The sequence below is a fragment of the Vibrio sp. SCSIO 43137 genome (assembly GCF_028201475.1).
Lineage (GTDB): Bacteria > Pseudomonadota > Gammaproteobacteria > Enterobacterales > Vibrionaceae > Vibrio.
In genome coordinates, this window is record NZ_CP116383.1 from 2352226 (window position 1) to 2367325 (window position 15100).

The 15100-nt window shown below is 45.1% G+C and carries 11 protein-coding genes; 9 read left to right on the plus strand and 2 right to left on the minus strand.

The genetic code is table 11. The features are described 5' to 3' along the window. Positions 1-24 precede the first annotated feature (24 nt). Both allB (PK654_RS10985) and aceA read right to left on the minus strand, forming a co-directional pair. Positions 25-1386 (minus strand): allantoinase AllB, encoded by a 1362-nt coding sequence (gene allB / locus PK654_RS10985; RefSeq protein ID WP_271695837.1) that lies wholly within the window; start codon positions 1384-1386, stop codon positions 25-27. A gap of 672 nt (positions 1387-2058) precedes the next feature. Beyond that, positions 2059-3363 (minus strand): isocitrate lyase, encoded by a 1305-nt coding sequence (gene aceA, locus PK654_RS10990; protein ID WP_271695838.1) that lies wholly within the window; start codon positions 3361-3363, stop codon positions 2059-2061. 1305 nt (positions 3364-4668) lie between these two features. Between aceA and allE the strand changes: the two genes are divergently transcribed. From allE to allB (PK654_RS11035), 9 genes are all read left to right on the plus strand, one after another. After that, positions 4669-5451 (plus strand): (S)-ureidoglycine aminohydrolase, encoded by a 783-nt coding sequence (gene allE / locus PK654_RS10995; RefSeq protein ID WP_271695839.1) that lies wholly within the window; start codon positions 4669-4671, stop codon positions 5449-5451. Between the two features lie 108 nt (positions 5452-5559). Continuing rightward, positions 5560-6600: a hypothetical protein gene (locus tag PK654_RS11000; protein WP_271695840.1), complete on the plus strand. Its 1041-nt coding sequence runs from the start codon at positions 5560-5562 to the stop codon at positions 6598-6600. 80 nt (positions 6601-6680) lie between these two features. After that, positions 6681-7616, plus strand: coding sequence for a carbamate kinase (locus PK654_RS11005; RefSeq protein ID WP_271695841.1), 936 nt, complete (start codon positions 6681-6683; stop codon positions 7614-7616). A gap of 107 nt (positions 7617-7723) precedes the next feature. After that, complete coding sequence (locus tag PK654_RS11010) at positions 7724-9073, plus strand: NCS1 family transporter (RefSeq protein ID WP_271695842.1); 1350 nt, start codon at positions 7724-7726, stop codon at positions 9071-9073. A gap of 95 nt (positions 9074-9168) precedes the next feature. Beyond that, positions 9169-9693 carry an ureidoglycolate lyase gene (locus tag PK654_RS11015; protein ID WP_271695843.1) on the plus strand — a complete coding sequence of 175 codons (525 nt, stop codon included), beginning with the start codon at positions 9169-9171 and terminating at the stop codon, positions 9691-9693. A gap of 107 nt (positions 9694-9800) precedes the next feature. Then, positions 9801-11543, plus strand: a complete 1743-nt coding sequence (gene gcl / locus PK654_RS11020) for a glyoxylate carboligase (RefSeq protein WP_271695844.1) — start codon at positions 9801-9803, stop codon at positions 11541-11543. A gap of 63 nt (positions 11544-11606) precedes the next feature. After that, on the plus strand, positions 11607-12389 hold the full coding sequence (gene hyi / locus PK654_RS11025) for a hydroxypyruvate isomerase (protein WP_271695845.1): 783 nt from the start codon (positions 11607-11609) through the stop codon (positions 12387-12389). Between the two features lie 16 nt (positions 12390-12405). Further along, the gene (glxR, locus tag PK654_RS11030) at positions 12406-13293 is read left to right on the plus strand and encodes a 2-hydroxy-3-oxopropionate reductase (RefSeq protein WP_271695846.1); all 888 of its coding nucleotides are present in this window, start codon (positions 12406-12408) and stop codon (positions 13291-13293) included. Between the two features lie 424 nt (positions 13294-13717). After that, entirely contained in the window at positions 13718-15097 is a 1380-nt protein-coding gene (allB, locus tag PK654_RS11035; RefSeq protein ID WP_271695847.1) for an allantoinase AllB, read from the plus strand. Positions 15098-15100: the final 3 nt, after the last annotated feature.

The following is a 15100-nucleotide window of genomic DNA, read 5'->3' on the forward strand; positions in this document are numbered from 1 at the left end:
TGGCAAGACTTTTAACGTCAAATGTTAAACGGTAATAAACTCACCTGTAGAAGGAGTAATAGTCGCACTCTCCAGATCATAAACCACTTCACCTCTTAGCAGAGTCTTAGCAACCTGAGCACCAATTTCACGGCCTTCATAAGCACTAAATTTATTGCGATATTCAAGATCCGATGAAGTCAGAGTGTATGAAGAGTCCGGCTTAATCATAACGATATCGGCATCTTTGCCAACTGCGATACGGCCCTTCTGAGTCAGACCAAAACGATCGGCAGGGTTGCTGGCCATCACTTTAGCAAACTGTGTCAGAGGCATGCCACGTTTCTGAACCGCTTCATCGAACATAATATCTACGCTGTTCTGAAGGGAAGAGATACCGCCCCACGCATCAAAGATACCACCCTCTTTAAGATCAGGCGTACAAGGAGAGTGGTCAGAGGTAATAAAGTCAATTTCACCACCAAGCAGTTTAGCCCACAAACGTTCCTGATTATCTTTGTCGCGAATCGGCGGTGAACATTTCGCTTTAGTACCGATCTCGGTAAATTGATCATCGTCTAAAGCGAAGTAGTGACCACAAGACTCACAAGTCACATCTTGTCCTTCCTGACGTGCTCTGGTGACCTCTTCAATTGCTTCAGGGCTGCTAAGGTGACAAAGGTGCAGACTACAACCTGTCTCTTTAGCCAGATAAATCGCACGGCGAACCGCTTCTACTTCAGTAAATACCGGGCGTGAAGCAATATAGTCTTTGGCAGTTAAGCGTCCTTCAGCCACAGCTTTCTTACCCAGTCCGTCACAGATTTCTGCGTTTTCAGCGTGCATAAGAAGAAGTTTATCCAGACGAGCCAGCTCACGCATACCTTCATAAAGCTGGTAGTTATCAACGTTACAGAAATCACCAGATTCAGGATCCGGGTTGCCGCAAGTCGAGACAAAACACTTGTAGCCGACAACTCCCTCTTCTGCCAGCTCATGCAGGCGGTCAATATTATGAGGAACCAAGCCACCCAGTGAAGCAACATCTACCGACAATTTACCTTTACCCGCTTCATATTTGATATGCAGGGTTTCACGGTCGATAGTCGCCGGCACCTGATTCAATGGCATCTCAACGCAAGTTGTTACCCCACCCTTAGCCGCAGCTCTGGTTGCGGTCAGATAGCCTTCCCATTCGCTGCGCGGGCCACCCGGATCAGTGATGTGCACGTGACCATCAACCATACCGGGAGAAACGATCAACCCCTTGGCGTCGATAACGTCATCGGCTGTACCCAGATTGTCGCCAATGGCAGCGATTACACCATCTTTGATGGCAATATCGGTTTTAACTGCATCGTTCTCTAAGATAACAGTTCCGTTTTTGATTATCTTTTCGTAGGACATGTTTCACTCCAATATTATTGGTTATATTAATAATCGATCAGATGATCCCGGTAAGCAAAAAACCCGACGCGAACAGCACCGGGTTACTACTACCTGACCAATACTTTTGTCTCTGATGTACGTTTAAACATGGTTAACTACCCGGGTCAGACTTAAAGGAGTCTCAATCAACTTCTACATTTCTGAAAAACTGGAAAAGCATAAACGTACATTTGAAAATAGGTTGGGTTGCGGTTAAGAATAAAGGAGAAAATAAAATCCGATAACACCTTATTTAATCCCCTAAACTTAACCCCCAAAATCAACAAGCCATTGTTGATAGACTATTAAATGCAAATAGTTAAATATCGATAAAATATCAAATTCCCTACAAATCAATAATTTACACAATACACAATTAAGCTGCATTAATAGTTTAACCACCAGTAAACCGGCAGTTAAAGCATAATTATTTGTAAACTCATTACGCTTAAATTAAGAAAAATATTGCCCTGTCATGACTAGTAATCAATATATCCCTTATAGAGAGAGTCACCTTAATAACCCACTTTATAAGAGCACTCCGAGATCAATCTCTATCTACATGCCCTGTTTTAAAAAAGAGGCTCCCGGAGGGTAACTTAAATCTTGGAAGCCTCTGGACAAATCGATATAGCTAAGTAATTCAGTTAATTAAAACTGATCTTCTTCAGTAGACCCCGTTAGTGCGGTAACTGATGACTCGCCACCCTGAATAATGTTGGTCATCTTATCGAAGTAACCTGTACCTACTTCCTGCTGGTGAGCCACAAAGGTATAACCGCGCTCAGCTGCTGCAAATTCAGGACGTTGAACTTTCTCAACATAATGGCGCATGCCTTCACCCTGAGCGTAAGCATGGGACAGTTCGAACATGTTGTACCACATGTTATGAATACCGGCTAAAGTGATGAACTGGTACTTAAAGCCCATATCAGACAGCTTCTGCTGGAATTCAGCGATGGTTTTCGCATCCAGGTTCTTCTCCCAGTTAAATGAAGGAGAACAGTTATAAGCCAGTAGCTGATCCGGATATTCTGCATGGATAGCGTCAGCAAATTTCTTCGCTTCTTCCAGACAAGGAGTTGCTGTTTCACACCAAATAAGATCTGCGTATGGAGCATAAGCAAGACCACGTGCAATCGCCTGATCGATACCAGCACGAACGCGGTAGAAACCTTCAGAAGTACGTTCACCTTCAATAAAGTCTTTATCGTATGGGTCAACATCTGATGTCAGCAGGTCCGCTGCGTTAGCATCAGTACGCGCAATAACCAGAGTTGTTGTGCCTGCAACGTCCGCTGCCAGACGAGCAGCAGTCAGTTTCTGTACCGCTTCCTGAGTAGGAACAAGTACTTTACCGCCCATATGGCCACACTTCTTAACAGACGCCAGCTGGTCTTCGAAGTGAACACCGGCAGCTCCCGCTTCAATCATGCCGCGCATCAGTTCATAAGCGTTCAGAACGCCACCGAAACCAGCTTCAGCATCGGCTACGATAGGCAGGAAGTAGTCGATACCTTCTTCAGGAGTACCACCGTTTGCCCACTGAATCTGGTCTGCGCGACGGAATGAATTGTTGATGCGTTTAACCACTGCCGGTACTGAATCGGCAGGATACAGAGACTGATCCGGATACATGGTAGATGCAGTGTTGTTGTCTGCTGCTACCTGCCAGCCTGACAGATAAATCGCTTCCATACCCGCTTTAGCCTGCTGAACAGCCTGACCACCTGTCAGTGCACCAAGGCAGTTCACATAACCTTTTTTAGCAGAACCATTTACCAGATCCCACAACTTATCTGCACCGCGCTGAGCGATGGTATTTGCCGGCGCGAAAGAGCCACGCAGATTAATCACTTCTTCTGCTGTGTAGGTGCGTTTTACGTTTTTCCAACGCGGATTTTCTGCCCAATCTTTCTCTAGCGCTTCGATTTGCTGCTGACGACTTAGTGTCATACCAGTTTCCCTCGTATCATTAGTGATAAATAGATTAACGTGTTCGTTAATGTATGCTTGCTTTGGCAGTCAATCGTGACTCTTATGGTTCACTGCCTTTCCTTCGGTTATTTTTCCCTGCTGAATGTTGCCCTTTAACATGAGCTGCTTATAAAACTAAGCTAATATCTTCAGGCAATACGCAGCCTTAGCATTTCTATATAAGAAATAGCTTTTGTATTAGAGACAACATCAAAAAAACTTTCTCAATCAACAGTTAGAGACGGTAATGCATCGAAACAAATAACTTATATTAAGACAATTAAAAATCGAATTACTTACTGATTTAAATAGATCCAAACATAGACATTAAAATAAAACTAAGTCTCTGACCCTCTGTCGTTGTGATAATATTCTCAAAGAAAAAATAACGGTTATCAGTGAAGTTGGTCACGTTTTCCCGGCAGTTAATAAAAATAAGATCTTAATCACATTAAGTGACGTTACATTAAATATGAGATAACAATGCAAAGAAATAGTTATAAAAATTCTAATCTATATGGCTTTTATATTATACAACCATTAAAATAAGAGCTTGATGGGGGGGGAACTCAAGAAAAGTGTAAGAAAATATTAAATTAGAGCTTTTATCATGTTTTACAAGCAATAACGGCGTTTAATGAAATCTCATTTTCTGCGAATGGCAGGCATATCACCTTATTTAATATGCACTCTTACACACTCATTCAGTGATAAAGTGAATAATTTCTAAGATAATGCTCACATTTATTCGATTTTTTACCATAAAGTGACCTACTTCACTGACACCACCTCAAAAACACACAGAAACCACAATGTCAATTTAATTTTGTGACTCCTAATCATTTTTAGAAAATTAGTTATATATGTGTGATGAGCTTCACTGACAAGCACATATCACTCATAGATTTATTTTTATGTCAAATCAATAAAGAGATCTAATTCACAAATATTCAATTATAAGAAAAAGCGTGACCAACTTCACTGATTACCCCCCTTGATTATCTCAATATTAGCCCATCACATTTACTTAGACAGGTTGGCGTTAATTTGAATAAACAATATTAGTTCCACTCTATTTATTAAGAGGTATTTAATTACCTATAAATATTTCTATTAATTTAGACGAATTAGTTTTGCTTTTTTATTTGTCATACTTTGGGTGTTCTTTACTCAGTCGTATCCGTATGTCAAAAATAAACGATAACCCTATTTCTAATTAAATTTTCCGAATGCAGATTTTTATCTGTACGAACTTCTTTTACTTAAATTAGCAGGTGGAGTCATATGTTTCCAGAATTAAAGACCAGGTCTAAAATCAGACTAAATGAATACGCAGTTATTCCTACAGAGGGACGTGTAATTAATGTTATCCCGGGAATCGAAAACTGCGAATTGACCATTGTTGGCTCCCCTCAACTTACTTGTCCGTTTGTTCAGTTAGTAGGTCTGGTTAAACCTGACGGCTATACAAGCCGCCCTTATGCCGCTGAAGAAGGTGTTGAGTCCTTTATCTATGTAATGGACGGCGAAGGAAAACTAAAAGTAACTGTTGAAGAAGAAGAGCAGGTACTGACTCCTGGCGGTTACGCTTATGCTCCTCCGGGTGCCGGCATCCAGTTCTCTAACGAGACTGACGCAGGCGTTCGCGTTCTTATCTATAAGCAGAAATATCAGGAAGCAGAAGGTTGCCAGCCATACCGTGTATTCGGCAACGTAAACAACTCTGACTACATCCAGTATATGGACCTTCCGGGTATCTGGGTTAAAGACCTGCTACCGACTGACATCAACTTCGATATGAACTTCCACGTACTGTCGTTCGAACCAGGCCGTTGCCATCCATTTATCGAAACTCATCAGCAGAACCATGGCGCTTACGTTCTTGAAGGTCAGGGTATCTACCTTCTGGGCGAAGACTGGATTCAGATCATGCCTGAAGATTTCATCTATTTCGCACCATTCCAGCAGCAGTGTTCTTACGCCGTTGGTGATTCTTATATGGGCGAGAAGATGCCGAACTTTACTTACATATATTCAAAAGATTGCAACCGCGATCCGATTTTATAAACCACTTAATAATCCAATAAAAGAAACAAAAACATTAACGAAAAGGGTTAGTTAGCAGGCAACAGCGTTAGTTAACCCCAAAAAATAATTAATCCAAGGAGTACCAAAATGGGTCTTACAGCAGATTTCAGAACATGGGATATTCGTGAAAACCTACGTGCAACAAACCTGAAGGGCAAAAACCTTGAGTTTGTTGATGATATGACTAAAGGCGAGATTCTTGCTCTGTTCCGCGCAGCTGAGCAGTTAGAACCTTTCATGAAAACAGGTTGTAACCTGATGGAAGGCAAAACGCTTTATACTCTTTTCTATCAACCATCTACCCGTACACGTTGCTCTCACGAAGCTGCAATGCTGAAAATGGGTGGCCGCGTGATTTCTGAATCTTCGCCAAAAACAAACTCTTCTTCTGCAAAAGGTGAGTCTCTCTATGACGGCCTCAGAACTATTTCTAATTACGCTGACTGTCTTGTGCTACGTCACCCTGACTTCGATGAGGTAAACGAAGCGCTTGTTTACGGTAAGTCTACCGGCGGTGTTGCACCAATCATCTCTGGTGGCTGGGGTCACGTAACTCACCCGACTCAGGGTCTGTGTGTTGATGCTTACACATGCTACCGCGCATTCGGCAGCAACTTCGAAGATATGACTATCGTTGTTTCTACTCCTGACCTGTCTCGTGCACGTTCTGGTCAGTCTTTTGCCCTGACACTTGCTGCTCTTGGCGCACGTATTGTTTACCACGGACTGTCTGAGCTGGCTACTCCGCCGGTAGTGAAAGACAAGCTGGACACACTTGGCGCTAACTACGTTGAGTACAACAACCTGTCTCTTGAAGAGTATGAGCAAATGTTGATAGACGAAAATGTAGACATGATCTACCTGCCAGGTTCTTCAGTTAAAGATGACGATCCACTGAAAGCTCTGTTCATGGACAACATCGACAAGTTCTACGTTTCTACTGACATGCTAGACCGCGTTAAAGCGAAGACTGGCAAAACTGTAGGTCTTTCTCACTCACTACCTCGTAACGCTGGTGAGTTCGATTACGAGTTCGACACAACGGCTAACGAAATGTACTTCAAGTCTCTGGACTTCTCTGTTGCATGTCGTGCTGCGCTTATCGCTGCAATCATCGGCGTTGAGTAATGGCTCTGACAGAGAGGAGTTCTCTCCTCTCTGTTATTAGCTCTGATAACTAAGAACTCTACAACGTAAGGTAATTTGAAATGAGAATAGTTTTAGCACTAGGCGGTAATGCCTTACTGCAACGTGGTCAGGCACTAACGGCTGAGAACCAACGTGAAAATATCAGAAAAGCGGCTGAAAGCATCGCTGCCATCGCCGGTGATCACGAAGTGGTTATCGTTCATGGTAACGGTCCTCAGGTTGGTCTGTTAATGGAGCAAAACGCTGCATATCAGGAAGTATCTCCACAAACCACTCCATACCCAATGGACGTGCTGGGCGCAGAAACATGCGGCATGGTGGGATACATGCTTCAGCAGGAGCTTCGCAATGAAACTCCGGAACTTCAGGTAGCAACACTTCTTACTCAGACACTAGTGAGTAAAGAAGACAAAGCGTTCCAGAACCCGACTAAGTTCGTTGGTCCGGTTTACACCAAACAGCGCGCTGAAGAGCTGATGGCGGCAGACAAAGAAGTCACCTTTAAGGCTGACGGCGAGTACTACCGCAAAGTTGTGCCATCTCCAATGCCAAAAGACATCCTTGAGCTTGCGCAGATTGAAGCTCTGCTTGCAGCGAAGAATGTAGTTATTGCCTGCGGTGGCGGCGGTGTTCCTGTGACTATCGACGCGTCTGGTAAAGCGACCGGCGTTGAGTGTGTTATCGACAAAGACCTGACAGCAGAACTTCTGGCTGAGAAATTAAAAGCCGATCTGTTCCTTATCCTGACTGACAACTCTGTATTTACCGACTTCGGTACAGAAAACCAGAAAGAGATGAAGGTAGCCGCTCCGGCAGCACTTGCTGAGCTGGATTTCCCGGCTGGTTCTATGGGTCCGAAGATTGATGCCGTTTGCGCATTCGTTAATGCAGGCCTTGGTGAAGCGGCTATCGGCTCACTATATGACTTGTCCAACATCGTTAAAGGCGATGCCGGTACCCGCATCTGCGAGGGCAGCGGAATAGAGTTTTATTAATCGATAAACGGCAACCGTTCGCAGTAGCGGTTGCCGTTTATGTTGTTTAAAGCAGTACTAATTAGAAGTTCAGAATTTTTATATGATTGTATAAATAAGGATTAACAATGATAGAGTCTGAAATTAATGAAGTAGTTCAAGAACAACCCTCTACACAAGTAAAAGAAGATTCTCTGGCACCTACAGAGAAACGAATCATGGGTCCTATCTCCTATTTCCTTGCCTGGTTCGGGGGATGTGTATCAATCGGTACATTCGCAATGGGCTCCAGTATCGTTGGCGAATTAAACCTTCTGCAGGCAGTCCTTGCCATCGCCATCGGCTGTTTTGTTATCGGTATCGCACTGGCTATTAACGGTGCAGCTGGTTACAAATACGGTATCCCGTTTATTGTTCAAACACGTAGCGCATTTGGCTTCGCCGGTACCCGCTTACCTGGCATCATTCGCGCAGTTCCTGCCATTGTATGGTACGGCTTCCAGAGCTGGATTGGTGCGGGCGCACTAAACGCAGTTTCTGTCACCCTGTTTGGATTCGACAACCTGATCATGTATTTCATTTTGTTCCAGTTTTTCCAGATCGCATTGTCAGTGTTGGGCTTCGAAGGTATCAAGTGGCTTGAAAACATTGGTAGTGGCTTCATTCTGGTTGCACTTTGCTACATGTTCTACAGTGTACTGGATCGCTACGGTTCAGAAATCACAGCTAACCTTGTTGATATCGAAGGTAGCTGGGGCGTTCCTTTCTGGGGTGCAACCATGTTGTTCCTCGGCATCTACAGCACCATGATCCTAAACGTAAGTGACTATGCCCGTGAACTGAAAAAAGGCACCGGCCGTGGCGCACTAACCACAATCTACGCCTTCTCAATCCTGCCTTGTACTATCTTTATGGGTCTTATCGGCCTGATGGTATCTGGTGCAACAGGCGTAACGGACCCAATTCAGGTGTTCTCTAGTGCGGTAGACAATACTCCGCTGCTGGTTACTACACTGACCTTTATCGCTTTCGCTCAGGTAACCACTAACGTGCTGAACAACGTTGTTCCGCCAACGTACATCCTGATGGATATCTTCAAGATCAGATTCAAAACAGCAACCATTATTGTTGGTCTGCTGGCGTTCGCTACCTTCCCTTGGGAACTGGTTAAGCCTGAATCTTCCGGCGGTCTGCAAATGTTCGTACAGATCTACTCTGCTTTCCTAGGTCCTATCTTCGCCATCATGGCCGTTGATTACTACATCATCAGAAAGAGAGAGCTGAACGTTTCCAGCCTGTATGACGCAGAAGGCCCTTATAAAGGAATCAACCCTGCTGCTGTTATCGCACTGGTTGCCGGCATCGTCGTTGCCTTCTCGTTCCCAGCTATCTCATGGTACGCCAGCCTGCTTCCTGCCGGAATCACATACTACGTACTGATGAAGAACTGGAGCGCATGCGCGAGCTTCAACAAGTAATCAGTCTCTGTTGGCCTTTCAGTTACACCAGAAAGGTCAACAGCCTCTGATACCCATAACCTGCTTTTTAAATCTTAACCATACGGAGTAACACAATGCGTAGAGTGCTTAATATCGAGCCATTAACTCAGGAAGCTTATGCTGAATTTGGAGACGTTATCGAATTTGATATTCAGGATAACGATGACTTCCAAATGAAAAACGACGGCTCGGCAAAGCGCTACAGAGATTTTACTCAGGCAGGTTATCCCGTGGATGACGATACCGATATCGGCATTTTCAAGATCATGCCACTGCACGCATCAAACAAGGTGCCAATGGTGGAACGTCATCCTAAGGGAATTCAGTCAATGATTCCTTTAAGCCGTCAGCAACTGGTAATCGTTGTTGCTCCACCTTCTGATGAACCACAGATTGAACATCTGAGAGCCTTTATTACTAACGGCCAACAAGGAATCACCTACAGAACCGGCGTATGGCACTGTCCGCTGCGTTCTCTTTGTAAAACCGATGAAGATTACGTCTTAGCCATCGACCACAAAGGCGGAAAAAATAACTGCGATATGGTTTATTTCGATGAAACCACCGATGTCGAGTTATTTTTTCAGCTTTGGCATTAACTCTATATGCCGCTGAAAAATAAACATAATTTTTATTAAAAACACAAATTAGTCCGAATTAACCCCGTCAGTGGATTGTTCACTTAATTAATAAGACTGGTGAAGATATGACAAAAATACGTGCAATAGAAGCAGCTGTTCAAATCCTTAAAAAAGAAGGGATTGATACGGCGTTCGGGGTTCCGGGTGCTGCAATAAATCCAATGTATGCTGCAATGAAAAAACTGGGTGGTATTGATCATGTTTTGGCTCGTCACGTTGAGGGCGCGTCTCACATGGCTGAGGGTTATACCCGCACCAAAGATGGCAATATCGGTGTATGTATCGGTACTTCCGGCCCTGCCGGTACAGATATGATCACTGGTCTTTACTCTGCATCTGCTGACTCCATTCCAATTCTGTGTATTACCGGTCAGGCACCTGTTGCCAAGCTGGCGAAGGAAGATTTTCAGGCAGTAGATATCGAAAGCATCGCTAAACCTGTTACTAAAATGGCCGTGACTATTCTTGAAGGTGCACAGCTACCAGGTACTTTCCAGAAAGCTTTCTTTGAGATGCGTTCAGGCCGTCCGGGCCCCGTACTGCTTGACCTTCCTCTTGACGTGCAGATGGAAGAGATCGAATTTGATATCGACCTGTACGAACCAATGGTTCCTCACAAACCGGTTACCAGCCGCGCACAAGCGGAAAAAGCACTGGCGATGCTGAACGAATCAGAAAAACCTCTGTTAGTTGCCGGCGGCGGTGTTATCAACGCTGGTGCAGCAGATCTGCTGCAAAAATTTGCTGAAATCACCGGTGTTCTTGTGATTCAGACTCTACGCGGCTGGGGTACTTTATCCGACGAACATGAACTCATGGTAGGCCGTATGGGTATGCAGGCGAACCACCGCTGTGGTAACGCCACTTATCTTGAGTCGGACTTTGTATTCGGTATCGGTAACCGCTGGGCAAACCGCCACACAGGTAATTTAGAGACTTATACCAAAGGCCGTAAGTTTATCCACGTTGATATTGAACCAACCCAAATCGGCCGCGTATTCGGCCCAGATCTGGGCATCGCATCTGATGCCGGTGAAGCCCTGAAAATCTTTATTGAAGTAGCAAAAGAGATGGCCGAGCGTGGCGAGTTGAAGGACCGCAGCTCATGGGTTTCTGAGTGTGTCGAGCGTAAGCGTACCATGCTTCGCCGCGACGATTTTGACGACAAACCGATCAAACCTCAGCGTATTTACCATGAGATGAATAAGGCCTTCGGCCCTGAGACTCGCTACGTGTCGACTATTGGTCTGGCACAGATTGCCGCCAACCAGTTCCTGCACGTTCATCATCCGCGTCACTGGATCAACGCCTGCCAGGCTGGTCCTCTTGGCTGGACAATGCCTGCCGCCCTTGGTGTGGTAAAAGCGGATCCAAGCAAGCCGGTTGTCGCTATCTCCGGTGACTATGACTTCCAGTTCTTAGTAGAAGAGCTGGCTGTTGGTGCCCAGTTCAAACTTCCGTATGTACACGTACTGATCAACAACGCTTATCTGGGTCTGATCCGTCAGTCACAACGAGCATTCGATATCGATTACTGCGTACAGCTTTCATTTGAAAACATCAACGCGCCGGATCTTAACGGCTACGGTGTTGACCATGTATCTGTAGTTGAAGGCTTAGGCTGTAAAGCAATTCGCGTTATGGATCCGGAAGAGATTGGTCCAGCACTGGAGCAAGCTAAGCAGATGGCTCACTACCACCGTGTTCCTGTTGTGGTTGAAGTGATTACTGAACGTGTCACCAATATCGCTATGGGTCCGGATATCGACAAAGTGGTTGAGTTCGAAGAGATCATCAACCTGGACTAATCCGCCTATCAGAATAAACACGTTGTGGCTCGCAAGAGCCACACAACACTATCAGGAGTTTTTATGCCTAAAGTAGCCGCCAACTTATCCATGCTATTTACTGAGCTGGATTTTATGGCCCGCTTCGAAGCGGCTTCTGCCGCAGGATTTCGCGGCGTTGAGTACCTATTTCCTTATGATTTTCCGGCACGTGATATCGCTATTGAGCTGGAAAAACACGACCTGACTCAGGTTCTGTTTAACCTGCCTGCCGGTGACTGGGCAAAAGGCGAACGTGGTATCGCTTGTCTGCCGGATCGTATCGAAGAGTTCCGTGCCGGTGTTGATAAAGCCATCGAGTATGCAAAAGAGCTCGACTGTAAGCAGGTTAACTGCCTTGCCGGTATCAAACCAGAAGATGTTGATCAGCAAACAACGCACCAGACTCTGGTTGAAAACCTGAAGTTTGCAGCAGAAAAGCTGGAAAAAGCAGGTATCCGTCTGGTTGTTGAAGCGATCAACACTAAAGACATTCCGGGTTTCTTCGTCTCTTCAACCGAGCAGACAATGGCAATTTTCGCCGATGTTCAGAGCGATAACCTTAGCTACCAATATGACATCTACCACATGCAAATCATGGAAGGTGATCTGGCACGCACCATCGAATCTAACCTGAGAGCCATCGGTCATGTTCAGTTGGCAGATAACCCGGGGCGTCATGAGCCGGGTACAGGTGAGATCAACTACGGTTTCCTATTTAAGCACTTAGATACTATCGGCTATCACGGCTGGATCGGGTGTGAGTATGTTCCTGCTAACGGTACAGAAGCAGGGCTTGGCTGGTTGAAAGACCATAATCTTGTTTAATTTTTAGGAGTATAAAATGGCTAATATCGGATTTATTGGTACTGGAATCATGGGTAAGCCTATGGCTAAAAACCTGCAGGAAGCAGGCTATACCCTGTATTTTTCAGAACATTACGAGCCGGCTCCTGCTGAGTTGCTGGGTGACAAAGGCTTTGCATGCCCTACTCCGGCTGCCGTTGCTGAAGCTTGTGACTTTATCGTTATCATGGTTCCTGATACTCCTCATGTAAAAGATGTACTGTTCAGGGAAAACGGTGTTGCACACGGTCTTTCTAAAGACAAAATCGTTATCGACATGAGTTCTATCTCTCCAATCGAAACTAAGAAATTTGCCGAGCAGGTTGAAGAGAAAGGCGCATGGTATCTGGATGCACCAGTTTCCGGTGGTGAAGTGGGTGCAAAAGCGGGCAGCCTGTCTATTATGGTTGGCGGCCGTGAAGAGATCTTTGCAAAAGCGAAACCTCTGTTCGAAGTAATGGGTCAGAATATTACTCTAGTGGGTGGTAATGGTGACGGCCAGACTTGTAAAGTGGCTAACCAGATTATCGTTGCCCTAAATATTGAAGCCGTTTCTGAAGCATTAGTATTCGCCTCTAAAGCAGGTGCCGATCCAGCGAAGATTCGTGAAGCACTAATGGGTGGTTTTGCTTCTTCTAAGATCCTTGAAGTACATGGCGAGCGTATGGTTAAAGGTACCTTTGACCCTGGCTTCCGTATCGCCCTGCACCAGAAAGATCTTAACCTTGCTCTTGAAGGCGCCCGCGCCCTTCAGGTTAATCTGCCAAATACAGCAACAGCACAGGAGCTATATAACACTTGTGCCGCTCTGGGCGGAAGCAACTGGGATCACTCAGCAATGGTGAAAGCACTTGAGCATTTATCTAACCACTCTATCAGAGACTAATTTTTAAGTACCTGATTTAAGTGTTCAGATATATTAATTCTGAAGTGAAATTAAATATATTGCATTAACATAAATTTAATTCAATATAACATTAGGATAGAGATTAAATATATTTTCCCTCTATCCTAATTAATTACCTTTACTAAATAACCACTGGTTAAATTTAGTACGAGGAGACTTAATTCGACCATATATTTTGTAAGTTATTGAATATATGATCGAATTAACAAAGAGCCAAATTAAAAACAATTGTTATATTTAATTTGAGCTTGGTCTCAATATATTATTTTGTGCTTGTTACCATACAATCAACAAATAACCCTGCATAAAAGTGCAACCTGTTTAATAAGCATTGTGGCAAATTTAAACAATCAGATATCGAGTTGATAACAAAAATATTAATTTCGATTAGGGATAGAATATTATGAGCAGTAAAAGTACTGAAATGGATCTTGTCATCACCGGCGGAACACTGGTTCTGAATACCGGAACCCAGCCGGGCAATATTGCCGTGAAAGATGGCAAGATAGCCGCTATTACCTCACCAGATGTGGTATTTCCAAGCAGAGAGACCATAGATGCCTCACATCAGCTTGTTTTCCCGGGCGGTGTTGATCCTCATGTCCACTTTAAAGAGCCGGGCGCCGGCAGCGTCAGAGAGAACTTTGGCAGTGGCACCCGTCAGGCAGCTGCAGGCGGTATCACTACAACCGTTGAAATGCCGTTAAGTGATCCACTTGTCACCAGCAAAGATGCGTTCGACCTTAAAGTGCGTACTGCTGATCCTCAGGTGGTAACCGACTACGCATTGTGGGGCTTATTGCCTTCCAATGAACTGCACCGTTTAGATGAGCTTATTGACTGTGGCAGCGTTGCTTTTAAAACCTTCCTCTCTACAGATCCGGATGCGCCTAAGTTGACTGACTACCACCTGCTGCAATCCATGAAGGCTATTGCCAAACAGCAGCGCTTTATCGGCTTCCACGCAGAGAATGCCAGTATTATCGACTTTACCGCTGAGCAAATGGAAAAAGGTGGTATTACAGGCGGATTAGCCCACCTTCAGTCCCGTCCTGATATTGCTGAGATCGAAGCCATTTCACGTATCGCCCTGTTCAGTGAAGAGACAGGTTGCGACATTCATATCTGCCACCTTTCCAGCGGCAAAGCACGGGAAACCATTCGTGCAGCCAGAAACCGCGGTGTTTCAATGACAGTAGAAACCTGCCCAAGTTATCTGGTACTGGACGACAGCGATCTGGACCACTGGGGCGTGTTTGCTAAATGTAATCCACCGATCCGTGAGAAAGCCAATCAGGAAATCCTCTGGGACATGCTGTTCAAAGGCGAAATCAACATGATCGGCTCTGACCACTGCCCGTATACCGATGAAGACAGACTAAAGCACGACGGCGATATCTGGGCCGTCCCTCCCGGCTTACCGGGCATCGAACTTATGTTCCCGATTATGCTGGATGCAGGCCTTAATAAGCGCGGAATGCCGGCAGAAAAAATTGCAGAACTTCTCTGTTATGCGCCAGCGAAACGCTTCGGACTGAGCCATAGTAAAGGTAGCTTACGTGTAGGCGGAGACGCAGATATCGTGCTGGCAGACCCGAACAAAAAATGGACTTATGAGGGGGCAAAATCCCTTGGTATGCAGAAGAGCAGCCTGACACCGTGGGAAGGCAAAGAGTTTACCGGTCAGGTAACGGCCTCGATTGTGCGCGGCAAAACCGTGTTCCGTGAAGGTGAAATACTGGTGGATGCCGGATATGGCCAGCTGATTTATCCGGAGTTTTAAGCC